Origin of the sequence: Bacillus nitratireducens (genome assembly GCF_001884135.1) — a bacterium.
GTDB lineage: Bacteria > Bacillota > Bacilli > Bacillales > Bacillaceae_G > Bacillus_A > Bacillus_A nitratireducens.
Genome location: NZ_MAOC01000004.1, coordinates 14,996 through 38,427 on the forward strand (window position 1 = coordinate 14,996; position 23,432 = coordinate 38,427).

The following is a 23,432-nucleotide window of genomic DNA, read 5'->3' on the forward strand; positions in this document are numbered from 1 at the left end:
TCTTACGCTTTTTGTGTACCTAAATCTGCAAGTACATCTAAAATTTCTTTATAAAACTCTTCACGCGTACCACCGCGATGAATTTCTTTATATAGCTCACCATCTTGAATGAATAAAATACGCTGACAGTAACTTGCACTATATGGATCGTGCGTAACCATCATAATAGATACGCCTTGTTCTTCATTTAAGTTTGTCATCGCATCAAGTAAACTCGCTGCATTTTTAGAATCAAGAGCTCCTGTTGGCTCGTCCCCTAAAATAATTGCCGGTTCATGCACTAAAGCGCGTGCTGCTGCTGAACGCTGCTTCTGTCCACCAGATACTTCAGATGGATACTTTTGAAGAATTTCTGTAATCCCTAACATATCCGCTACTTTCTCTACTTTCGGTCCAATATTACGTGATGGAACACCTTGAAGGGAAAGTGGAAGTGCAATGTTCTCATAAATAGATAAATTCTCTAATAAGTTAAAGTCTTGGAAGATGAATCCTAACTTTTGCGAACGGAAATCAGAAAGCTCACCTTGCTTCATTTTCGTAATGTCCGTACCCGCAATTTCAACAACGCCGCCCGTTGCTTTATCAAGCGTTGAAATTACATTTAACAATGTCGTTTTACCAGAACCTGATGGTCCCATAATTCCGACAAACTCACCCTCTTGAATTGAGAATGAAACACCTTTTAACGCATGTGATTGGTTCTCACCTTTTTTACCGTACACTTTTTGAACGTTTTTCACGTCTACAACTGGTTTCGTCATATATATCCTCCTACGCTTGTTTTTCCATTACCTATTTTGCGCCTTTTGGAGAGGAACTGCTATTTGTTAACATTACAATTACCTTACACTTTTGTAATATAAAAAAGGTGCGCTTGTAAGGTAAGCTTTTTCATTTTAAATACATTCACTTCCTTCATTGATAAATGAAATTTTATCGGCGATAATTTCACTTTTATCAGCTATGTGATAAGGAATATCAACTTACCGACAAAAGGTGACAATAAAAAATGGGTTGTTCCGTTTATGGAACAGCCCATTTCTATCTTTATTTCTTTAAAGGTGTTACCGTCCAATACGTAATAACACGCCAAATCCATTCTAATGGACCCATTTTAAAGATTTTCATCCAAATCACACTGAAAATAATTTGAATTGCATAAATTGTGATACACACATATAGCGTCTGCATGTACGTTAAGTTTCCTGCAAAGTTAAATACACTGCCCGCAATTAAAATCATTACAGTTTGTCCGATATAATTTGTTAAAGCCATACGACCGTAATATTTCAGTGGTGCTAACAATGTTTGAACTGGTTTTAATTGAAGTAGCAAAATTAATGCTCCGACATAGAAAGCTGAAATAATTGGTCCAACTGTCACTCCAATTTTTAAAAATTGACCTGCAGCATCCATTGTTCCATCCTCATTCATAATTATCATATTTACAAATGGTTCAGCAGGAACATGCCCATATTGATACCATAAAGCTATCACACTTAAAACAAACATAACGCCTGTAAAAATAGCGACTTGCTTTATTTTCGCTGAAAGGTTTTCAAATACTTTGTACTGTCCTGCAGCAAGACCTAATAAAATTAAACCTAATGGTAATAATTCCTTAGCTGCCATAATACTAAAAGCTATCGTAAGAATAAGACCTACTACCAAATTTATTTGCTTCTTCACTTTATAAAATGGTAAAGTTACTAATCCACAAATTGCGTATAACGCTAGTGCTTCCCCAGGCTGAAACATTTGATGAATCAAACCAAAAATAAATAGTGCAACTAAGCGGCGTAGAAATAGAACATATCCATTCTTCCCTTTCGCAATCGCTCTTGTAATGAAGATATAGAATCCTACTCCAAATAAGAATGAAAAGATTGAGAAGAAACGCCCTTCTACAAATAAGTATAGAAACCTTTGATAACTTGCATCCACTGTATTAGGATCTGGAACTTTAATATTCAGTAGTGCAAGAATATTTACTAAAATAATCCCCAGTAATGCGAAGCCACGAATGTAATCTAACTCATCAATTCGTTTGTTTGTAATATTGTTCCCCATAAAGCAACTCCTTGTCCAAAATTAAATCCTCCCTTACTCTACTGGAAAAGGCCTCTCGTAACTATCGACAAACCTTACAGAAATCTTACATTATTGTCATATAGTAAAATAAAACTTTAATCGGTATGTGAGTTGTTCATCCCGCACTACTCAGCCATTTTCGATGCAAAATAAAACCAGGTCATATTGCGACCTGGTTTACTCTGATTGCTTTGATCTTTGCGGTTGTCCCTTTTTACTATTACGCTGTTTCACTTGAACAACCGGATCTAGCTCATTCGAAAATTCAGCGTTATGTCCATTTTGTGTTTTTTGCTCTGGATTATTTTGATCTGAACGTTTCGCCATTACATTCACTCCTTATTAGTGCGGTGTAATAATCATTTGATGTTGCAGTTGGCGAATTGCCATACGTGCTCTATTTAACTGTTCGCGTTGCTCATCATTCGCATGTTGTTGCATCGTTTGTAAATCGTTATATGCTTGTTCTAATTGTAACTGCGCATCCGAATACTCCATCGTATTGTAATGCTCTTGTCTCATGCCAAGGTCTAATTGTTCTTTCGCATATTCCACCGCTTGTTCCGCTTGTGTAATATACGATTCAAGTGATTGACGCTCTGCCATAATTGTCCCTCCTTGCTTCAATTCCCCTTTAGTGTGTCCCTTCCATCTCAACCTTATGAGTATGTTATAATGGATTTTGTTTCATCTCGCTATTTGTGGGCAGTAAGACCCAACCTCAAAATTCGGCTGGAACGAAGAAGATAAACAGGAGTCGGGCTACACGTAAATACCCGATTGGTTCAACTAATACTCAGTGGGGATAGACACTCCCCACTGAGTATTAGTTGAACTTTATTTTGACTCGTCTTAGGAGGGAAAGTAATGAAGGTTCAAAACCCTTTTCCATATACAAACGACAATAAACGTTATCATACATGGAATTATCACTTACGAAATGAATTTGGTGAAAAAATCTTTAAAGTTTCATTAGATGCTGGCTTTGATTGCCCGAACCGTGACGGTACAGTTGCTTACGGTGGCTGCACGTTTTGTAGTGCTGCTGGATCTGGTGACTTCGCTGGCGATCGCCGCGATGATGTTATAACGCAATATCATGAAATGAAAGAAAAAATGCGCTCAAAGTGGAAAGACGGAAAATGTATCGCTTATTTCCAGGCATACACAAATACACATGCGCCACTTGAAGTATTAAAAGAAAAATTCGAACCGCTTCTAGCAGAAAAAGACGTTGTCGGTCTTTCTATTGCCACTCGTCCGGATTGTTTACCAGACGATGTCGTTGAATATTTAGCGGACTTAAATAAACGCACATACCTTTGGGTTGAACTCGGACTACAAACTGTTCATGAACGTACTGCAAACCTTATTAATCGCGCTCATGACTATCCATCTTACGTGGAAGGCGTAAATAAATTACGTAAGCATGGCATTAGAGTTTGCTCCCACATTATTAACGGTCTTCCCCTTGAAGATTATGACATGATGATGGAAACAGCTCGTGAAGTAGCCAAGCTTGACGTACAAGGAATTAAAATTCATTTACTTCATTTATTAAAAGGAACACCAATGGTGAAGCAATACGAAAAAGGACAACTAGAATTCCTTTCTCTTGAGGATTACGTCAGTCTCGTTGTTGACCAACTTGAAATCATTCCAGAAGACGTAATTGTGCACCGCATCACAGGTGACGGTCCACCTGATTTAATGATCGGTCCAATGTGGAGCTTAAATAAATGGGAAGTATTAAATTCCATCGATGCAGAATTTGTACGCCGCGGAAGCTGGCAAGGAAAATATGCAAATGAGGAGAAACAAAAATGAAATTAGAACGTGTATTACCGTTTGCTCGCACACTCTTGCAAACGGCTGTTAAAGAAGGCGATTACGCTATAGATGCAACCCTCGGCAATGGACATGACACTTGCTTCCTAGCTGAAATCGTTGGAGATAACGGAAAAGTATTTGGATTTGATATTCAAAAAGAAGCAATTGAAAGCTCTACTATCCGTCTAAAAGAAAAAGAGCTTTTTGAACGTACTGTTTTAGTTCACGATAGTCACGATACGCTTCTATCCGTACTACCAGAAGATGCAAAAGGAAAAGTAACAGGCGCTATCTTCAACTTAGGTTACCTTCCTGGTGGTGACAAACATATCGTTACAAAACCGAACTCAACACTCTCGGCAATTGAACAATTACTAGAAGTAATGGCACCTGAAGGAATCATCGTCCTTGTTATTTATCACGGTCATCCAGAAGGACAAGTAGAACGCGACGCTGTTCTCAAATTTACAGAAGAACTAGATCAAAAACAAGCTCACGTTTTGCGATACGGCTTCATTAACCAGCAAAATAACCCGCCATTTATTGTGGCGATTGAGAAGCGATAAAATATATCAACGATTCGACAAAACATATCAAAAAAAGACGTGCGCTCATTGCACGTCTTTTTCTTATTCTCCTATATAATGGATGTATACAATATTTGAAGAAAGAAGGATAGAACTTTGCTAGTAGAACTAAGAGGAATTCAAAAGAAGTATGGCAAATCACTTATACTAGACAACATTGATTTATCCATTCCAGAAGGAGAGGCACTCGCTATTATTGGCGGGAATGGGACTGGAAAAAGTACTCTACTCAAAATAATTGCAGGATTTATTTCACCTACGACAGGGACACTTCAAAGAAAAGAACATATACAAATCGGCTATGTACCTGAACATTTTCCTGAAGGGATTCGTTTTACATTAGAGGATTATCTATATCATCTCGGCCATATTCACGGTTTATCAACAAAATATTTAAAAGATAAAATTCCGATGCTTCTTGAATCTTTTCACTTACATCATGCAAGGCATTCCGTTGTACGAAACTTTTCAAAAGGCATGAAACAAAAAACAGGCATTATGCAAGCATTGCTTACGGATGTACATTTATTAATTTTGGATGAACCTCTTTCTGGGCTCGATCCTAACTCTCAGCAAGAACTAGAACATATTTTACTCTCATTAAAACAACACGGCATATCTATACTCTTCACATGTCACGAAAAACAACTACTAGAAAACTTCGCCGATAGAATTGTGACGTTAGCAAATCATACAATTGCGGAAGATACCTCTGTGCAAAAATCAACAGAACAGGTCTATATTGAGGCAATTGTTCACGAAACATTTTCAGCTATAGAACTACAAAAGCAATCAGGATTTATACAAGTTACACACAATTCAAATCAAAATCTCATTCAATTACAAATCGAAAAGGAATATACAAACGAAATGCTTCAGTTTTTATTACATAAAAAAGCATCTATCACACTGCTACAGCCTAATTTTTAAATCGAAAGAAGGTTTATTATGTTTGCGCTTATTCGTTACCATTTTCTCGACTACACAAAATCGTATAAATACATTCCTCCTATTGCGATGTACTGCATAAGCTTACTTTTTGTATATACATACAAACCAACTCCCATTGTGCCGACATACTTAGAAACAGCACTCGCACTTTATTTATTATCTGCCTGGATTACAGTCACAATTTTTCATACTGAAGATCCTGTACAAGAACAAATCACTATTTCACATACAAATAATATTTCGGCATTATACGTTGGTAAATATATTACGGCTCTTCTTATTTGTACTGTTTTATCTTTTATATCCGTAATCTATCCAATTATTTTGCAAATGTTTAATGAAAAAATGACAGCTTCTTTATTTCTAGTCGGATTTCTCGCTCACATGTCTTTATCTATACTAGGAATTTCAATCGCAACATTATTTACTAGAAATATTATTCAAAAAGCAAGCACCGCTTGGCTTAGTCTTACATTTATATTACTTATGACGATCGCCTCAATCCGGTTAAAAAAAGAGTTACTATGGTTTTTACCACCTATCGAAAGCTTTATAATGCTTGGACAATACAAATATAATATTCTTACTCACACTCTATGGCTTACAGCTTGGACTATCGTATATTCATTTTTATTACTTACTTTATTTCTTTTTCTCATTCGCAGAAAACGTTTTTGATTACATATTAAAGGGGACTAAACAATGATCGGAATACTAGCAGGAATGGGACCAAAATCAACTGGGCCATTCGTCGATACAGTTGTAGCAGGGTGCCAAACAATATATGGAGCAACGCATGATATGGACTTTCCTCATATGATGATTTATTCGTGCCCAACACCGTTTTATATGGATCGCCCTATTGATCATGCGGCGATGAAAAAAGCGATTATTGAAGGAGCGCAAAAACTTGAAAGTACTGGTGTAGATTTCATCGCAATGCCATGTAATACAGCGCATCTTTATTTCGAGGAATTACAGCGTTCTATTACCATTCCTATCTTGAATATAGTCGATGAGACGTTAAAAGCAATTCCTGAAAATACAAAAAAAGTCGCTCTTCTCGCAACAGAAGCGACTGTTCAAGCAGGTATTTACCAAGACGGGATTACAAAACGTAATATAGAGTACATTCATAATGAACAATGGCAAGAAATGATTAATCAAATTATTACTTGTATTAAGGGCGGAGAAATTGAGAAAGCTCGCAAATTATGGAGTGTGCTCGTTTTACAGTTAAAAGACGAAGTAGATACCGCTATTATCGCATGTACCGATTTGAATGTGGTGTTGAGTGAGGACTTTGTTGATTCCTCTCAATGTCTTGCGAAAGCGGTTGTTAGAATGTATGTATCAAATATAAAAAGGTCTTCATAAACATAGAACACATCCCTTTTGAAATGTGCTTTGTGTTTAATAAAAATCCCCAAAACTTTTAACTTTTTTCACAATTCTTTCAAAGTAATCACACTTAATCTCGCTATATTAAATAAGTAGCTTATTCATATAGGGAAGGTTAGGGGAACTGAAGTATGAAACAAAATCGTTCGCTTCATTATATTTTTTGGCGTTGGCATTTTTATGCTGGGCTTTTTATTACGCCGCTTCTTATTACTTTGTCACTGAGCGGAATTGGGTATTTATTTCGGGAAGAAGTTGAAGATTTCATCTATAAAGATTTATATTTCGGAAAGAGCGCCCAAACAGAATCTATTTCGATGGCTGATTCGCTTTTCTTAACAGAGAAAAAATATCCACATTATAGTGTGGCGAAAATCAGTGAGTTTAATGGGGATTATAATACTAGGCTTACAATTGCAAATGAATATACAGGAATGCAAAAATATGTGTATTTAGATAGCAATAATCAAATTGTCGGAGATCAAAACGCAAGTGAAACGTTTGCCAATATAATGCGGGAATTACATAGTTCTCTTTTAGTTGGTGGTACTGTCGTCAACTATATTGTAGAACTTGCGGCATGCTGGACAATCTTTTTAATTGTGACTGGTTTGTATATGAGTATACGCCAATTCAAAAACACACCGGCATCTAATAAGCGAGAAAAAGCAAAACGACGTCATTCTATTATCGGTATTATATTTACAATTCCTCTCGTTTTGTTAGTCGCATCTGGATTGCCTTGGTCAGGATTTATGGGGAACCAAATTTATAAAATCGCATCGTCGAATGAATCGCTCGGGTATCCGAAATTGTATATGGCACCGCCTGAATCAAAGGTAAAAGAATTACCGTGGGCAACAAGAAAAGAAGCTCCTCCTGAATCGAATTCAAATGAACCAAAAGCAATTTCTGTCGATAAATTACAAAAGGAAATTGAAATAAAGAAGCCATATGTTATCTCACTACCAGCTGATTCGAAAGGTGTATTCACCGTTTCGAAATCGAGCGGTTCTGGTATTACGGGGATGCATGTCGCACCAAATGAAGAAATAACAGCTTACTTTGATCAATATAGTGGGGAACTCATTTCAAAAACGGACTACCGTGATTATGGCTTATTTGCACAATGGTTTACTTACGGTATCCCGCTTCACGAAGGACATTTATTCGGATGGCCAAATAAAATATTATGCTTACTAACGACATTGTCCTTATTACTTCTCATTTATTACGGAGTAAAAATGTGGTTAGCGAGAAAGCCGAAAGGAAAATTAGCAGCACCTCCTAAGCAAAGAGATAAGAAAAGCACATTCGTTTTCTTTATCATGATGGTTATACTAGGCGCTGTCATGCCTTTATTCGGACTATCTGTTTTAGTTATTTTCGCGATTGAACTTCTCATATACGTATTTTCAAAAATACGATCATAATAAAGTGAAGGCTTTTACGGGCAGTTGATCTCCCACCTAACTCATTCGCATTCGCCGAATTTTGAGGTGGGAGTCTTACTGCCCGTTAATGCGGGATAAAAAAAACCACTCTACATGAGTGGTTTTTTTCATCACTGCGCCATTTTCTTTCGGTACATCTTCCCGTTCCAATAGAAGAATCGTGAAGTAAGCCCTCCATATTTTACAATGCGCCGTGCCATTTTGTGCATATTCTTTTGTGCTGATACTTTTTGGTCTGATAAATAAATACCAAGTAACCCTCGGCTTATGAGACGATGAAACTTCGCATGAGGCAAATCACCAATGCTCTTCTCTGCTTCTTCTACAAAGTGTTTCATCCGATCTAATATAGCTTGCTCGTTTTCATAATAACTACAGAAATTCAAATCTCCGCCTATACGGTCTTCTTCTTGATCGATGAAATAATCAAGTAAAATGTGAAGTCCTTGTACGTAAGGAAAATATCCTTGTCTAATTTTCGCAATATCTTCATCATGTAATTCATCATGGAATGCATATGCTACAAGACAAAAGATTCCAAGCGTAGAACCGGCACATGCTGAAAATTCAAACCAACTCATCTCAGGTAAGTTTTCTTTATGTGCTTCAAACCATGTTTGTAAGCGTGGTTCTCTTTCTTCTAGCTTCACATGTTTATGAATTTGCAAATCACAATAATAACAAGCAAGTTCATGAAGAACAGGAGCAATTTTATCATAATGCTTCGTTTTCTTTAAAACATCTTGGCATGTTTCAACAAGTTCATCTAAATAACCACCATCATCTTGATCATCACGATAGCGATAATAATTACCGCCACCTTCTACTTCAGGTGATAATGCCATTAACATAGATTCATGCAGTGCGGCAAAATCATTTGGGTCAAGTGATGTACTGCGGTCACATAAATTATCTAAATAATCGCTGATTGTTTGATACGCTACGATAAAACGAATGCATTCCTCTCGGTGCTCATTTGCTAACAGTGCTAAAATACCACCGCCCTCGCAATGAAACGTTTTATTCTCAATACTTGCGATTGCCTGACTATGAAGCTCATCATTCGGAATATGGTAGGCACGCTCTTTCCACATCGCTAGCTCATGGTGTACAACCGGAAACACATCACGGTATACTTTCGCCATGAGCGTTATGGGATTACTCGGTACGTTCACTTCTTCCTTCATCTCCTCTATTAAATGTACAAATAATGATTTATTTGTTTGTTTTTACTATATTATTGACACGCATTTCAGTAAATGACTGAATATAATTCAAAATTTCATCCCGCTCATACTCATTTAATAACTCATGATAGCAATTCGGCCATTCTTTAAAAGCCTTATCACTCATTTTAACATTATCAAACCACTTGCGGACACGTATTTTATCTACAAGTTTATCCTCACACGCCTGCATTAGCAAGAGTGGAACATCTGGAAAATCATCTATTTTCTCATGAGCAATTTCGATAGACTTAATCAATTCACTATACCAACGTACTGATACTTTGCGCAAGAACAATGAATCATTCTCCATCGCATCTCTCACTTCATGATTACGAGTTGACATTTCTACAGTAAGATTTGTTGCAAATTGCAATTTTGGAGCAACGACATTTAATATTTTTGAAGCAGCACGAAGCGGAGCAGAAGGTGCAGCTAATACGCCTAGACAAGGCGAACTTAATACAATCCCATCTATGTCCTCTCTTTTCGTTTCTTGCATCATACGAATAACAACAAGTCCTCCCATACTATGACCAAATAAAAAAATAGGCAATCTATATTTTCTTGCTTCTTTCACCCATAACTTTATTTCCTCTATGTATTCATCAAATGAATCGATATGTCCTCTATTTCTTGAAGTTGTTCCGTGTGCTGGAAGATCCCCCATAACAACGTGATAACCGCTATGATTCCACATTTCTGCAACTACTTCATAACGCCCGTGATATTCCATGGCACCATGTACGATAATAATGACGGCTTTCGCTTCTTCCGCTTCATAGTTCCACATACGAAACTCCTCCATTTCACTCTTTCTTATAATTTGATACACTAAAACTAGTCTCTAGGAAAGGAAGGCTTTACATGATATATCCTTACAAAGAAAAAAATCCGAAAATTGCGAGTAGTGTTTTTATCGCTGATTATGTTACCATTACAGGCGATGTTTCCATTGGCGAAGAATCAAGTATTTGGTTTAATACAGTCATACGCGGCGATGTATCACCAACAATAATTGGAGATCGGGTAAATGTACAAGACCAATGTACACTTCACCAAAGCCCTCAGTACCCTCTTATTTTAGAAGACGATGTTACAATTGGGCATCAAGTTATTTTACATAGCTGTCATATTAAAAAAGATGCTTTAATTGGAATGGGTTCTATTATATTAGATGGTGCTGAAATTGGTGAAGGAGCCTTTATCGGTGCTGGAAGCCTCGTTTCACAAGGAAAGAAAATTCCACCAAATACGTTAGCTTTCGGCCGTCCAGCGAAAGTCGTTCGTGAATTAACAGGGGAAGACCGTAAAGACATGGAACGAATTCGCACACAATATGTTGAAAAAGGTCAGTACTATAAATCATTACAAAAATAATTTTACTGCTGCCATAAGATTGGCAGCTTTTTTATGAAAAAATCTAACTTTTTCTTTACAAAACCTTATTATCCCCTCAATAAAATCTTATTAAAATAGAAGTTAATAACTCCATATATATGTAAATGAGGGAGGAAAAATCTCATGAAGGTCAGTGGACTATATAAAATAGAATGTTACATTTTCAAAGGAATTAATCGCTACTTTGATCAAAAAACATTAAACATCTTTTTCAGCAATATTACCCATATCGGTGGTGCTACATTCTCCATTGCACTCACACTTTTCTTTTTAATTTTCGCAACAGGGAATTTGCATCAAGCTGCAATTGCAACTGCTATTTCTTTAACAATTAGCCATATTCCAGTGCAAATATTAAAAAGATGGTATCCACGAAAACGTCCTTATTTGACAATTCAGGATGCAAAATATCCAGTTCATCCATTAAAAGATCATTCTTTTCCATCCGGACATACAACGGCTGTTTTCTCTGTCCTCATTCCATTTATTTGCTATAATCCAAACTTGCTTGCTTTTCTATTACCGTTAGCGCTATGCGTCGGTATTTCCCGTATTTATTTAGGGCTTCATTATCCGTCAGATGTATTTGTAGGCATGTGCCTCGGCACTTGCTCTGGCATCATCTCTTTTTATCAACTCATTCCACTCATGTAAAGGAGCGATATGATGAGAGTCGCCATATTTACCGATACATTTACACCACAAGTCAACGGTGTGGCGAAAACTTTGGAACGTTTAACTAAATATTTTCAAAAAGAAAATATCGCCTATTCTGTTTTTGCCCCTCAGCATACGGCTGAAGATAATTTCGTAGCGAATGTAAATAAAATGAGAAGTATCCCGTTAACAATATTATATCCAGAATGTCGCCTTGCCTTTCCTACTCCGCGCATTAAACGGGAACTTCTTGCCTTTAAACCCGATATCATTCATATTGCTACGCCTTTCAATATGGGACTTTGTGGGTTATATTATGCAAAAAAGTTAAATATCCCGGTTGTCGGTTCTTATCATACTGATTTCGATGCTTATTTACGCTATTACAAAATCGAATTTCTCTCCAATATGCTATGGAACTATTTAAAGTGGTTTCATAGTCATATGCAAAAAAACTTTGTGCCTTCTCCTGAAACATTACATCAATTAAAGAAGAAAGGATTTCAACAGCTCTATATTTGGGGACGTGGTGTAGATTGTACTCTCTTTCATCCAACTTACAATAAAGACCTATTCCGAAAAAAATATAATATTACAGCGAAATATATTCTTTCCTACGTCGGGCGCCTTGCTCCTGAAAAAGATATCGACACTCTTCAAACACTTATTCAAACGACGAACAAAGAACGTGACGATATTCATTGGCTCATCGCTGGAGATGGTCCTCTCGCAAAGGGCCTACATGAAAATGTCCCAAAAACAAATATAACTTTTACTGGATATTTACAAGGCGCGAATTTAGCTGAGGCCTATGCTTCCTCCGATCTAATGGTATTTCCATCTGCTACTGAAACATTTGGGAACGTCGTACTGGAGTCACTCGCATGTGGTACACCTGTTATTGGTGCAAATAGTGGCGGGGTTAAAAATATTATTATAGATGAAAAAACCGGATTTCTATGTGAACCAAAAAATGAGGATTCATTTTTATCATCTATTTATTCTTTATTAAATAATGAAGAAAAATTAAAACAAATGGGAGTTGCCGCCTCTTCTTATGCGAAATCACAAAGTTGGGATGAAATCTTTCATAGTTTATTTAACCAGTATGAAGAAGCTCTTCACCAAAACGAAGCAGAACTATTGGCTTAACACTTAAATAAACTCCCTGCAATGAAAGACAGGGAGTTTATTACACAATTATAAATTTTAGTCTAATAAATGGTACACAAGGTGAAGCATAACCTTATTTCTGTATTAATTATAACAGAATCATACATAACTAAACAGACTTGTAATAAAAACCCATAAAAATTAATATATGGTTATACAGTATTTTTACTGTATAACGATTTTAAGAGATTCCCCTTAAAATCTACTTACTCACATACCTGTATACAGCAATTGTTCCCCAATTTCTGTATATCAAAAAAACCTTTCATTCATTTGAAAGGTCTTTTTGAGCCTGCACATATTCTTCTTTCGTATTCACGTTTATAAACCAATCTGCATTCGCTTGTACATCTTCACCAGCAATATATTTCACATTACATTGTGATAAAAGCTGGCCCATACTTCTTTTTTCGTCTTGAAGCAAAGCATAAATTTTTTCTTTCACACGGTTATGATACGCTGCAAGTAACGGTTGTTTTCTTCCATTAATAATAGGGACAACCGCATCATATTCATCGCTCGTTTGCTCTAGTAAAATGGTAAACCATTCATGCGAAACATTTGGCACATCGCAAGGCATAATAGCATACCAATCTGCTTCTATATATTCCATTCCTGATACAATTCCAGCAAGTGGTCCATTTCCTTTATAATGCGGAATATCTTCTATAACAGGAACTTGTACGAATTGCTCTACTCGCTCTTTTATATCGGAGTGACTAATGACTACAACTTCTTGCAACGCAGTTGTCATCACTTTCACAATATGCTCAACGAAAGTAGTCCCCTTCCAAATCGCTAACGCTTTCGGCTCACCAAATCTACTCGACATACCGCCTGCTAATACAATTCCTGCAATTTTCATTGACGATGCAGCTCAAATGTAATATGACCTAATTCCGGTAAAATTAACTTGTTCATCGCAAGACGAACCGCTCCGCTAGACCCTGGCATCGAAAAGACAACTTTGCGCCCAATTGTACCGCCGATCGCTCTACTTAACATTGCGCTGCTTCCGATATCTTCTAAGTAACTTATCATACGGAATAACTCACCAAAACCAACAATTTCTTTATCTAATAACACTGACACTGCTTCAATCGTTACATCACGTTTCGTAATACCAGTTCCGCCATTTGTTAGCACGACATCAACATCTTCCCTATGATAACCAGCTAACACTGCTTGCTGAATACTCTCTTTATCATCTTTTACAATTTCATAAGAGGTCACTGTATGACCCGCTTCTTTTAATAATTCATGTAATAGTTGTCCGCTCTTGTCCGTCTCTTCTGTACGTGTATCAGAAATCGTCACGATCTTGCAGCGCACTTCTTTTGGCGCTTGTTTTTTATGTTCAGTTACACTCATTTTTCATCTTTCCTTTCTTAAAAGCTTTTCTTCATTTTATCATACATACCTTTACACAATTCTGTATGAAGCCACCAATACGTCATGATACAATATAAGTATGAACACCCACAAAAAGGAATTTAAATAGGCATACTATTTCCATTTCTTATACTCCTAGCTTTCACATCATTAGCTACTATTTATCTCTTCTTATGTTCTCTACATAATAGGTTTAAGCTTAGTTTTAAAATTTACAATACAAAACAATTCGGAGGTTCACATACTATGGAACTTTATAAAAAATTAACAACAACATTCATCCTCTTATTTGTTGCTTCCATCACTGTCGGATTTTCCTTAAAAGGCGCGATTCCATACGCTACATTAGTGAGTATTATATTCGCAACGCTATTTTTACTGAGCAGTGCTTTTTGCGCAGGAAAAGCGCATCAACTGAAAGGGTGACCGTCTATGTTCCGTAAGAAACCTCCCCTTTGCAAATCATGCGAAAAGGAAATACAAACGTATGAAAAAGCATGGATTCATATGCCATTTCCGGCAAGTGGTATGACAAACATGAGAAAATATATTGAGCTAGACGGCGAAGTTTATTGCAGTTCCTGCATCCAAATAGCAAATAAAACCAAATAAAAAAAGCTTTGCGCACACAGCGCAAAGCTTTTTTTCATATATTATAGACCAGCTTGCTCTTTTAAAGTAGCTGCTTTGTCTGTACGTTCCCATGTAAGATCTACATCAGTACGTCCGAAGTGGCCGTAAGCTGCTGTTTGTTTGTAAATTGGGCGACGTAAGTCTAGCATTTTAATAATACCAGCTGGGCGAAGATCGAAGTTGTTACGAACTAGTTCTACTAGTACGTCTTCAGATACTTTACCAGTGCCAAATGTATCAACTGAAATTGATACTGGTTGCGCTACGCCGATTGCGTATGCAAGTTGTACTTCTGCTTTGTCAGCAAGACCAGCTGCTACGATATTTTTCGCAACATAACGAGCTGCATATGCTGCTGAACGGTCAACTTTCGTTGCATCTTTACCAGAGAATGCACCGCCACCGTGGCGAGCGTATCCACCGTAAGTATCAACGATGATTTTACGTCCTGTTAAACCAGCATCACCTTGTGGTCCACCGATTACGAAGCGGCCAGTTGGGTTAATGAAGAATTTCGTTTCTCCATCCATTAATTCTGCTGGAACTACAGCTTTAATTACATGCTCTTTTAAATCGCGATCGATTTCTTCCCATGTAACATCTGGATGATGCTGTGTAGAAATTACAATTGTATCTACACGTACAGGTTTACCATTTTCATCATACTCAACTGTAACTTGCGTTTTTCCATCCGGACGTAAGTATGATAATGTGTCATCTTTACGTACTTCAGTTAAACGACGAGCTAATTTGTGAGCAAGCGAGATTGGAAGTGGCATTAATTCTTGTGTTTCATTACATGCAAAACCAAACATTAAACCTTGGTCTCCTGCACCAATTGCCTCAATCTCAGCGTCAGTCATTTGACCTTCGCGTGCTTCTAGCGCTTGGTCAACACCCATAGCGATGTCAGCAGATTGCTCATCGATAGATGTTAAAACTGCACAAGTTTCTGCATCGAATCCGTATTTTGCACGTGTGTAACCAATGCCTTGAATTGTTTCACGAACGATTTTCGGAATGTCTACGTAAGTAGAAGTCGTAATCTCCCCCGCTACCAATACTAAACCAGTTGTTACAGTTGTTTCACAAGCTACACGTGCATTTGCGTCTTTTGATAAGATCGCATCTAAAATTGAATCAGAAATTTGGTCACAAATTTTATCTGGATGTCCTTCAGTTACAGACTCAGATGTGAACAGATGACGTTTTTTTGTCATGTGGTAAACCTCCCTACAGTAATTGTATATATTGTACGGAACTCATCCTTAATTTGCCACAAACTGCGACATACATTTATTCTCCCACACAAGCATACAGAAAAACCTTTCCTACTTAATATAGAGGAAAGGTTTAATTTGCTACTTGCATACTGCTTTTTGCCCTTTGCTCTTATCGTTCGAGACCATTAGCCTCGCACAGGTTTTAGCACCTATTCACCTGTATTTACCACTACAAGTGAGGTTGCTGGGCTTCATCGGGCCTGTCCCTCCGCCAGCTCGGGATAAGAGAGTATCCGTCCCAACCTATACTAAAGAAATGATATTCATTTGTCAATTAATATTCACATTTTCCTGAAAGTTTTTCTCAATACGTATAGAATGAAATATTAATAAGGAACTAATACATTCACACAAACAAAAATAAATAAATAGTATACATTATTTATATAATTGTGTTATACTCTTGATGGGGATTACGAGAAATATTTCATTAAATGAAAAGGATGGTATATAAATATGAGTACTGTGAATGTCCAAATTGGTTTACATGAATTATTGAACGGAAGCAATGCACAGATTCAACTAAGTGTTCCGCAATTAGTGGAAAAAGTATTAATGCGAAATGAAGGGAAATTAACTTCTACTGGTGCCGTTTCTGCTTCAACAGGAAAATACACAGGACGTTCTCCTAAAGATAAATTTATTGTGAAGGAAGCATCGGTTGCCGACAAAATTGCTTGGGGAGCTGTGAACCAACCGATTTCTGAAGAACATTTTAATAAATTATATACAAAAGTTTTAGAATACTTAAAAGAAAAAGAAGAGTTATTCGTCTTCAAAGGATTTGCTGGCGCTGACCGCAACTATCGCCTACCAATTCAAGTTGTTAACGAATACGCATGGCATAATTTGTTCGTACATCAATTATTTATTCGTCCAACTGAAGAAGAATTAACAACTCATGAATCAGAGTTTACAATTGTTTCTGCACCGAACTTTAAAGCAGATCCAGTAATTGACGGTACAAACTCTGAAGCATTCATTATGGTTTCATTCGAAAAACGTATCGTACTAATTGGTGGTACAGAATACGCTGGAGAAATGAAAAAATCAATCTTCTCTATTATGAACTTCTTACTACCAGAACAAGACATTCTTTCTATGCATTGCTCTGCAAACGTAGGTGAAGAAGGCGACGTAGCACTATTCTTCGGTTTATCTGGAACAGGTAAAACAACATTATCCGCTGATCCAAACCGTAAATTAATCGGTGATGATGAGCACGGTTGGTCTGATAACGGCGTATTCAATATTGAAGGCGGTTGCTACGCGAAATGTGTAAACCTTTCTCATGAGAAAGAACCACAAATCTTCGATGCAATCAAATTCGGTTCAGTTTTAGAAAACGTTGTCATTGATGGTCAAACACGCATCGCTGACTATAACGATACTACTTTAACAGAAAATACACGTGCTGCATACCCTATGCATGCGATTGACAATATCGTACTACCAAGTGTTGCAGGACATCCAAATACAATTATTTTCTTAACTGCTGATGCATCTGGCGTATTGCCTCCAATCAGTAAGTTATCAAAAGAGCAAGCTATGTACCATTTCTTAAGCGGTTACACTAGCAAACTAGCAGGAACAGAGCGCGGCGTTACATCTCCGCAAGCTACATTCTCAACTTGCTTTGGTTCACCGTTCTTACCACTTGATGCATCTCGCTATGCTGAAATGCTTGGTGAAAAAATCGAGAAACATGATGCGAAAGTATTCTTAGTAAACACTGGCTGGACTGGTGGCGAATACGGCGTTGGTAAACGTATGAACTTAGGTTATACTCGCGCAATGATTCAAGCAGCATTAAGCGGCGAACTTGCAAAAGCTGAAACTGCGAAACACGACATCTTCGGTCTTGAAGTTCCACTTCACGTACCAGGTGTACCTGACGAAGTATTGATGCCTGAACAAACTTGGGCTGATAAAGATGCTTACAAAGTGAAAGCAATTGAGCTTGCAAACGAATTCAAAGCAAACTTCAAAAAGTTTGATAGCGTTTCTGAAGATATTATTAACTTAGGCGGCCCAATCGCTTAAGTATAAACTTTCTGTTGGAATAACCCTTTTACTCATATGAATAAGTGTCGTGTAACCGTAAAGTTCCGCGTACTCACCGACAAAACCCAATGCGGCTTAACGGTTACACACACTTACATAAAAAAGAAGCTTACGTGAAAAACGTGAGCTTCTTTCTATATATTATTTAATTTATCCACGTACAAATCACGGCTTCAAACACATAAACTCTTTTTCCACTTACTACATCGCTCTGGTTTCACATCGTATGGGAGCAAAAAAAGCCCTAACCGCTTCTACCAACAGCTAGATCCTCTTTTCTATCTAAAAAAGTTCCAAACCTAATTTTCAATTTATATACTCAGATTTTCATACATACAAACCACAGCTTCGAATACATAAACTCTTTTCCATTCTGGTTTCACACCGCACTGGAACAAAAAAGGCCCTGACCGCTTCTATCCATCGCCGGATCCTCTGTTCCATCTAAAAAAGAAGCTCTTTTAACTCTTTGTTAATTCTTCCTCATCTTTCATACTATAGTAGCCTAAATTCACAACGATTAAGAAATAACCACCCAGAATCCCTACTGCAAATGCCCACATAACCATGTGGTGCTCAATTTCGTACATAATAATAGCACCCAAAATAGCAGCTGCAAAACGATTAAACATGCCGAGCGTCGGCGCTTTCGTCTTCTTTACGAGACTATCTCCAAGCTTTTCAATCCGTCTCCCTAAAAGCCAAACACAGTACATACTTACAATAAGTCCAATTCCAGCACCTAGAAAATGTGCTGAAAACGGTGTTAACATCCAGCCTAATAACAGAATACCTAGTAGATAATACGATTGAATTTTAAACGATCTTAATGACATACTAATCATGCTGTACCCCTCTTCAGTAGTTTTTATCTATCCAACAAAAGCTGTATAACTCATTTCTTTCGAGTCCATACTACTTAAAATCCATTTCACTCAAATTTAAAAACATAAACAGCATGTTTATGTTTTTAAAATGTTTTTAGGAAATAATATTATACAAGATTATTAATATAGAATCCCTCGCAAATGTGACGTTTTTCAAAACATTTTTCGTCCAATTATGAAAAAAGTGATATCAATCTATGAACATACGGATATGATGTAATAAGCACATAAATAAAGGGGGCGTCTAATGATTTATTTTTTAATGGCTCTCATTCACCTCATTGTCCCTGCACTTATTGGACTTTCCTTATATTGGTACACGAAAAAACATAGTATTTTCTATGCTGTCCTCGGTGTTCTTCTTCCAGGTATTATTCTTATTACACTCTTCCGCATTCCATTTTTAAACTTAATTCCACTTATTACTGCTATCGTATTTCTCGTCTTCTTACCAAAAATAAAAAAATAGGAAAGCAGATCATAGGTGATCTGTTTTCCTATTTTGATATAGGTTCCTGTACGGTAGCATGCACTTTTACTTTCTCCGATTTCACAAACCATAGACCGAAGAAAATAATAATTCCACCGATTATTTGTTGGAACGATACATATTCATTTGCCCATATAGCTGCAAATAAAACAGCTACAAGTGGTGTTATATACATATATACCATCGTATGTGACGCCCCAATTTTTTGAACACCAACATACCACATCACTAAACCAAATACTGTTACAAAGAAAATAGAATATAGTAAAGCAAATAGTGTCATTCCGTGCGTAATGTGAAATGGCATTACAAATACATGTGGACCACTTAACAATAAGAGCGGAATCGCGCCAACTAGTGCAGACCATGCGGTAACACGTAGTGCTGAATATTTTTTAATTAATGGCCCTGCTAAAACAGGATAAAGCCCCCAGCATATCGATGTAATTAGCCCAATTCCATTTCCATAAAAAGAACTAATAAGCGAATGCCCTGCTACTAAAACTAACGCTACACCAAAAAAGGCAATCATTGAACCGATTAACTTTCGAGAAGAAAACTTTTCTTGTTTCAAAAAAATCGCAAATACAGTTGTAAAAATAGGTGAAATAGAAATGAGTAAAGAGGCATTTGTAGCGGATGTATATTTGACAGTTTCCATAAATAATGTTTGATACAGTACAATACCTACAACGCTAACGATGATTAATCTAGGTATATCCTTTCGCTCCATATAAACCGACTTTTCAATAAAAAATGTAAGGAGTAACATAAGCGGTGCCGCCGATATCATCCGAAGTGCAGTAAACTCAATTGCTGTAAATTCTAAAAGTCCATATTTCGCAATCGTAAAATTAATCCCCCAAATAATAACGACTGCTAAAATTAACAACTCAATCCCCCATCTTCTCATGCGTATCCCCCCCGCAAGTAAAATTATACAGAAAATTCAATCACATGTACATTTCATTATGTGAAAAAATCTTTGTATTGTATGAAGCACCTTAATCCATAAACTTATATCCGTGATTCAAAAAAGAATATCGACTTACCCGACACTGCTAGCACCTTATATAATAAAAAGGCGGTCCAAAAATATTTTGGAACCACCTTTTCTTTCTTACACTCGAACGTGTAACTTCATATTTGGATTATAAAATTGGCTCGGGCTCTTCAGCTGAAAAGTTCCTCCACCTTCATGCCAATCAACTGTTAACTTATCATCCATAAATACAAGCTTTGTGCGATCTGCAATAAAGTTTAGTACGCTTGATTCGATATCTACATCGCGCTCATCTTTTTCTGAAACGGCTACTAAATCAATAATCCCACTCATGACACAACCGCAACCTTCATTATCATAAAATAACTTTATATATTTCGTTTCACTTGGAATCGTATCCATAATCTTTTTATATGCTGCCTCTGTTACAGTAACGTACATGTGTGAACCTACATCCTCTCTTCTCTTATCATTTATATATTGTACCACCATTTTTCTTAAATCTTATATACAGAAAATTGAGACTACTATACAATATATGTAATAAAGGAGGTTGTATCACGTATGTTCAAATTACTGCGATACCCCATCTTCTTAGGTCTACTCGGTAGCTTTTTTATTTCTAGCGGAATGGTATTACAACATATACTTCCCTATTCTCCTTCTATCGGTTGGATTCTAGGTTTTTTGTGCTTCCTATCCGCTTCTTATTTTGCCACGAAAAACAAAAACAACTAACAGGGTAAGGATTATTTTAAGGAGGATAACACAACATGCCAGCTTTAAAAGAAATAGAACAATCACTTAATCATTTATTCCAAATTGAAAAATACGGAAAAGACAGTTCCTTTAGTCGTTTCCTTCCAGCTACATATGATCAAATCCAGTTTCCATGGCAACAATTTTTCGAAGCGACTTTTGTTGAGTTATTTAACGGTCTTATGATAAGAGGTGCTGAAAATGTAAACACAATCTTTTTAGCTGTGTTCCCAACGGATGATGTTCTCGAAAAATTCATTTCACAATCCATGCCAGGTGATTTACTCTTCATGCACCATCCAATTGTGATGGAGTGCGGTGATCCACTCGGAAAGTCAGGGCGAGGATTTACTCCAATTTCATCAAAATATTTGCAGGCAATTAAAGAAAAACAACTTTCTATATATACATGTCACGTTCCAATGGATTTTCATCAAACATTTGGAACTAGCATTTCAATCGCTAAAGCACTACAAGCCAATGTAATTGAAGGGTTTGCTTACGGTGGTCCAGAAAACGAACCAGTCGGCCTCATTTGTGAAATAGACGAAACAACAACAGAAAAACTCCAAAAACATCTAAAGAAACTCTTTAACATTCCGTATACAGACTTCGAAGGTAAACAACATGATTCCATCAAAAAAATTGCAGTTATCGCTGGATGTGGCGATGTCGTTTCTTTAATGAAAGAAGCAGAAGAAAAAGGAGCTGAAGCATATATTACAGGAGAAATCCATTGTCATATCGACAATGATTACGGCAGGCATAAATACTCGCTCATTATGGATTACGTAAAAGAAACAAATATGTCGCTCATCGGTGTGTCGCACTCTGCCTCTGAATATTTAGTGAAAGAGACATTGATGTATGATTGGTTTAAAGAGAATGTTGGTGCGGATGTTACTTTGCTTCCACAGGAAAAATGGTGGTTATAAAACCTTAGTTATCAAACTAATAAAACCTCCTCTACTTTTGAAAACTATATACACAATACAATCGGCCACACAAAAATATAGAATCTACAATATATATATAGTAGTTCTACTTGTATAATAGATTTTCAAAAATATAGAAAGGAGAAAGTACATGTATCAACGCAATTGTTTTAGTTGTGACGGTAGACGTAACGGTGGTTCTATCGGCATCACTGGACCTACTGGTTCTACTGGTGCTACTGGTGCTACTGGTGCTACTGGCGCCACCGGACCTACTGGAACTGCTGGGGCCGGTTTACAAAGCACTACCGCTTTTAGTCTAGCGGCCGCTCCTAACTATAAAACGGGACAAGTTGTGACTTACACGAGTAGTGGCTATGTTGTAAAAAAAGATGCACCTCAAGGTTTTCCGAATGTATCTCCGGATTATATCGTATTAGTAGAGGCTGGTCCTACTGGTTCTACTGGTGCCACTGGTTCTATCGGCATCACTGGACCTACTGGAGCCACTGGTTCTACCGGCACAACTGGACCTACTGGAGTCACTGGTTCTACCGGCACAACCGGGCCTACTGGAGTCACTGGTTCTACCGGCACAACCGGACCTACCGGAACTGCTGGTAGTTCATCAGCGAAAAGTATGATTTTTCAAGGAACGAATGCTGGGTTTCAACGTATAGCAGGTTCTCCAGGAATTGATTCTAACGTTATTCCGTATGTAACTGCTGGAGCTGGAAATATAGTTGGTTTTGCTGCATCTATAAATATTAATAACTTACCCGCTGCTGTTTATACGATTGATATTTGCAAGAATGTCCCAACAAACCTCTCTGCTCCTACCTCTGGTTACATCCTATCTACTATTACTTTAACCACTACAGATAAAATTACGGGGACTATGACATTTTCAATTAAACCCACGGATATTGGTTCTAGACAACCTCAAGTGTATAACCCTACTCCAGCACCTGGACCCGCCACTGTAACTTGGACTAGTATTACAACTGGAAACCCGGTCTCGAGGGGGGATGCGATATCTCTTTATATTACCCCTGGGATTACTGCAAGTGCTGTATACTCTATTTTTCTAATCACTGATATATAGTCCCCACTTACAAATCATTCATTTACAAAAAAGGACCTCGCTGCCGAGGCCAAAAAGATTACAACTAAATTAAAACAAATAACAGACAAATTTATTCTATACCCTCC

27 protein-coding genes and 1 riboswitch are annotated in these 23,432 nt (G+C 37.2%); of the genes, 15 read left to right on the forward strand and 12 right to left on the reverse strand.

The window, feature by feature from the left end:
* Positions 1 to 2: 2 nt before the first annotated feature.
* The 4 genes from BAU23_RS00700 to BAU23_RS00715 form a co-directional block, all read right to left on the reverse strand.
* Positions 3 to 764, reverse strand: coding sequence for an ABC transporter ATP-binding protein (locus BAU23_RS00700; protein ID WP_000165842.1), 762 nt, complete (start codon positions 762 to 764; stop codon positions 3 to 5).
* 286 nt (positions 765 to 1,050) lie between these two features.
* Entirely contained in the window at positions 1,051 to 2,073 is a 1,023-nt protein-coding gene (locus tag BAU23_RS00705; protein WP_071733358.1) for a DUF418 domain-containing protein, read from the reverse strand.
* 198 nt (positions 2,074 to 2,271) lie between these two features.
* Entirely contained in the window at positions 2,272 to 2,421 is a 150-nt protein-coding gene (locus tag BAU23_RS00710; RefSeq protein WP_001129345.1) for a hypothetical protein, read from the reverse strand.
* Between the two features lie 15 nt (positions 2,422 to 2,436).
* Positions 2,437 to 2,700 (reverse strand): YtzC family protein, encoded by a 264-nt coding sequence (locus BAU23_RS00715; RefSeq protein WP_000840865.1) that lies wholly within the window; start codon positions 2,698 to 2,700, stop codon positions 2,437 to 2,439.
* A 261-nt stretch (positions 2,701 to 2,961) separates the two neighbouring features.
* On the opposite strand from BAU23_RS00715, the gene mnmL reads away from it, so the two are divergent.
* The 6 genes from mnmL to BAU23_RS00745 all read left to right on the forward strand — a co-directional run bounded on the left by mnmL (position 2,962) and on the right by BAU23_RS00745 (position 8,296).
* Complete coding sequence (mnmL, locus tag BAU23_RS00720) at positions 2,962 to 3,921, forward strand: tRNA modification radical SAM protein MnmL/YtqA (RefSeq protein WP_000868033.1); 960 nt, start codon at positions 2,962 to 2,964, stop codon at positions 3,919 to 3,921.
* Positions 3,918 to 4,490 carry a tRNA 5-(aminomethyl)-2-thiouridylate-methyltransferase MnmM gene (mnmM, locus tag BAU23_RS00725; RefSeq protein WP_000764482.1) on the forward strand — a complete coding sequence of 191 codons (573 nt, stop codon included), beginning with the start codon at positions 3,918 to 3,920 and terminating at the stop codon, positions 4,488 to 4,490. Before mnmL ends, mnmM begins: the two co-directional genes overlap by 4 nt.
* 117 nt (positions 4,491 to 4,607) lie before the next feature.
* The gene (locus BAU23_RS00730; protein WP_016130372.1) at positions 4,608 to 5,441 is read left to right on the forward strand and encodes an ABC transporter ATP-binding protein; all 834 of its coding nucleotides are present in this window, start codon (positions 4,608 to 4,610) and stop codon (positions 5,439 to 5,441) included.
* An 18-nt stretch (positions 5,442 to 5,459) separates the two neighbouring features.
* Positions 5,460 to 6,140 carry an ABC transporter permease gene (locus BAU23_RS00735; RefSeq protein WP_071733360.1) on the forward strand — a complete coding sequence of 227 codons (681 nt, stop codon included), beginning with the start codon at positions 5,460 to 5,462 and terminating at the stop codon, positions 6,138 to 6,140.
* A gap of 24 nt (positions 6,141 to 6,164) precedes the next feature.
* Positions 6,165 to 6,839, forward strand: a complete 675-nt coding sequence (locus BAU23_RS00740; RefSeq protein WP_000579327.1) for an aspartate/glutamate racemase family protein — start codon at positions 6,165 to 6,167, stop codon at positions 6,837 to 6,839.
* 155 nt (positions 6,840 to 6,994) lie between these two features.
* Complete coding sequence (locus BAU23_RS00745; RefSeq protein WP_000812667.1) at positions 6,995 to 8,296, forward strand: PepSY-associated TM helix domain-containing protein; 1,302 nt, start codon at positions 6,995 to 6,997, stop codon at positions 8,294 to 8,296.
* Between the two features lie 131 nt (positions 8,297 to 8,427).
* Here the strand turns inward: BAU23_RS00745 and BAU23_RS00750 are convergent, their stop codons facing one another.
* Together BAU23_RS00750 and BAU23_RS00755 are read right to left on the reverse strand one after the other, a co-directional pair.
* The gene (locus tag BAU23_RS00750; protein WP_001102478.1) at positions 8,428 to 9,492 is read right to left on the reverse strand and encodes a tetraprenyl-beta-curcumene synthase family protein; all 1,065 of its coding nucleotides are present in this window, start codon (positions 9,490 to 9,492) and stop codon (positions 8,428 to 8,430) included.
* A gap of 40 nt (positions 9,493 to 9,532) precedes the next feature.
* Complete coding sequence (locus BAU23_RS00755; RefSeq protein ID WP_000267408.1) at positions 9,533 to 10,336, reverse strand: alpha/beta hydrolase; 804 nt, start codon at positions 10,334 to 10,336, stop codon at positions 9,533 to 9,535.
* Positions 10,337 to 10,410: 74 nt separating this feature from the next.
* Here BAU23_RS00755 and BAU23_RS00760 point away from each other — a divergent pair, with 74 nt between their 5' ends.
* From BAU23_RS00760 to BAU23_RS00770, 3 genes are all read left to right on the forward strand, one after another.
* Entirely contained in the window at positions 10,411 to 10,923 is a 513-nt protein-coding gene (locus BAU23_RS00760) for a gamma carbonic anhydrase (RefSeq protein WP_000640216.1), read from the forward strand.
* A gap of 144 nt (positions 10,924 to 11,067) precedes the next feature.
* Positions 11,068 to 11,598: a phosphatase PAP2 family protein gene (locus BAU23_RS00765; RefSeq protein ID WP_000868588.1), complete on the forward strand. Its 531-nt coding sequence runs from the start codon at positions 11,068 to 11,070 to the stop codon at positions 11,596 to 11,598.
* Positions 11,599 to 11,610: 12 nt separating this feature from the next.
* The gene (locus BAU23_RS00770; protein ID WP_071733361.1) at positions 11,611 to 12,753 is read left to right on the forward strand and encodes a glycosyltransferase family 4 protein; all 1,143 of its coding nucleotides are present in this window, start codon (positions 11,611 to 11,613) and stop codon (positions 12,751 to 12,753) included.
* Between the two features lie 286 nt (positions 12,754 to 13,039).
* On the opposite strand, the gene BAU23_RS00775 is transcribed toward BAU23_RS00770, so the two are convergent.
* Both BAU23_RS00775 and BAU23_RS00780 read right to left on the reverse strand, forming a co-directional pair.
* Positions 13,040 to 13,639, reverse strand: coding sequence for a molybdenum cofactor guanylyltransferase (locus BAU23_RS00775; RefSeq protein WP_016130378.1), 600 nt, complete (start codon positions 13,637 to 13,639; stop codon positions 13,040 to 13,042).
* A complete protein-coding gene (locus BAU23_RS00780; RefSeq protein WP_000117136.1) occupies positions 13,636 to 14,145 on the reverse strand; it encodes a MogA/MoaB family molybdenum cofactor biosynthesis protein in 510 nt (169 codons plus the stop codon). The genes BAU23_RS00775 and BAU23_RS00780 overlap by 4 nt, the downstream gene beginning before the upstream one ends.
* A 267-nt stretch (positions 14,146 to 14,412) precedes the next feature.
* Here BAU23_RS00780 and BAU23_RS00785 point away from each other — a divergent pair, with 267 nt between their 5' ends.
* A complete protein-coding gene (locus BAU23_RS00785) occupies positions 14,413 to 14,592 on the forward strand; it encodes a hypothetical protein (protein ID WP_000424802.1) in 180 nt (59 codons plus the stop codon).
* A gap of 6 nt (positions 14,593 to 14,598) precedes the next feature.
* The gene (locus BAU23_RS00790; protein WP_000488703.1) at positions 14,599 to 14,778 is read left to right on the forward strand and encodes a hypothetical protein; all 180 of its coding nucleotides are present in this window, start codon (positions 14,599 to 14,601) and stop codon (positions 14,776 to 14,778) included.
* A gap of 41 nt (positions 14,779 to 14,819) precedes the next feature.
* Here the strand turns inward: BAU23_RS00790 and metK are convergent, their stop codons facing one another.
* Positions 14,820 to 16,019 carry a methionine adenosyltransferase gene (metK, locus tag BAU23_RS00795; RefSeq protein ID WP_000163119.1) on the reverse strand — a complete coding sequence of 400 codons (1,200 nt, stop codon included), beginning with the start codon at positions 16,017 to 16,019 and terminating at the stop codon, positions 14,820 to 14,822.
* A 169-nt stretch (positions 16,020 to 16,188) separates the two neighbouring features.
* Positions 16,189 to 16,310, reverse strand: a riboswitch (SAM riboswitch).
* Between the two features lie 228 nt (positions 16,311 to 16,538).
* Here metK and pckA point away from each other — a divergent pair.
* Positions 16,539 to 18,125, forward strand: a complete 1,587-nt coding sequence (gene pckA / locus BAU23_RS00800; RefSeq protein WP_000108818.1) for a phosphoenolpyruvate carboxykinase (ATP) — start codon at positions 16,539 to 16,541, stop codon at positions 18,123 to 18,125.
* A 482-nt stretch (positions 18,126 to 18,607) separates the two neighbouring features.
* Here the strand turns inward: pckA and BAU23_RS00805 are convergent, their stop codons facing one another.
* A complete protein-coding gene (locus BAU23_RS00805; protein WP_000624938.1) occupies positions 18,608 to 18,991 on the reverse strand; it encodes an ATP synthase subunit I in 384 nt (127 codons plus the stop codon).
* 289 nt (positions 18,992 to 19,280) lie between these two features.
* Here BAU23_RS00805 and BAU23_RS00810 point away from each other — a divergent pair, with 289 nt between their 5' ends.
* A complete protein-coding gene (locus BAU23_RS00810; protein ID WP_000639046.1) occupies positions 19,281 to 19,502 on the forward strand; it encodes a hypothetical protein in 222 nt (73 codons plus the stop codon).
* Positions 19,503 to 19,530: 28 nt separating this feature from the next.
* Here BAU23_RS00810 and BAU23_RS00815 read toward each other — a convergent pair whose 3' ends face one another.
* On the reverse strand, positions 19,531 to 20,436 hold the full coding sequence (locus BAU23_RS00815; protein ID WP_001255395.1) for a DMT family transporter: 906 nt from the start codon (positions 20,434 to 20,436) through the stop codon (positions 19,531 to 19,533).
* Between the two features lie 207 nt (positions 20,437 to 20,643).
* Positions 20,644 to 20,967, reverse strand: coding sequence for an iron-sulfur cluster biosynthesis family protein (locus BAU23_RS00820; protein WP_000289574.1), 324 nt, complete (start codon positions 20,965 to 20,967; stop codon positions 20,644 to 20,646).
* 332 nt (positions 20,968 to 21,299) lie between these two features.
* On the opposite strand from BAU23_RS00820, the gene BAU23_RS00825 reads away from it, so the two are divergent.
* Positions 21,300 to 22,220, forward strand: coding sequence for a Nif3-like dinuclear metal center hexameric protein (locus BAU23_RS00825; RefSeq protein WP_016130381.1), 921 nt, complete (start codon positions 21,300 to 21,302; stop codon positions 22,218 to 22,220).
* Between the two features lie 151 nt (positions 22,221 to 22,371).
* Entirely contained in the window at positions 22,372 to 23,325 is a 954-nt protein-coding gene (locus tag BAU23_RS00830) for a hypothetical protein (RefSeq protein WP_071733364.1), read from the forward strand.
* The last annotated feature ends 107 nt before the right edge of the window (positions 23,326 to 23,432 follow it).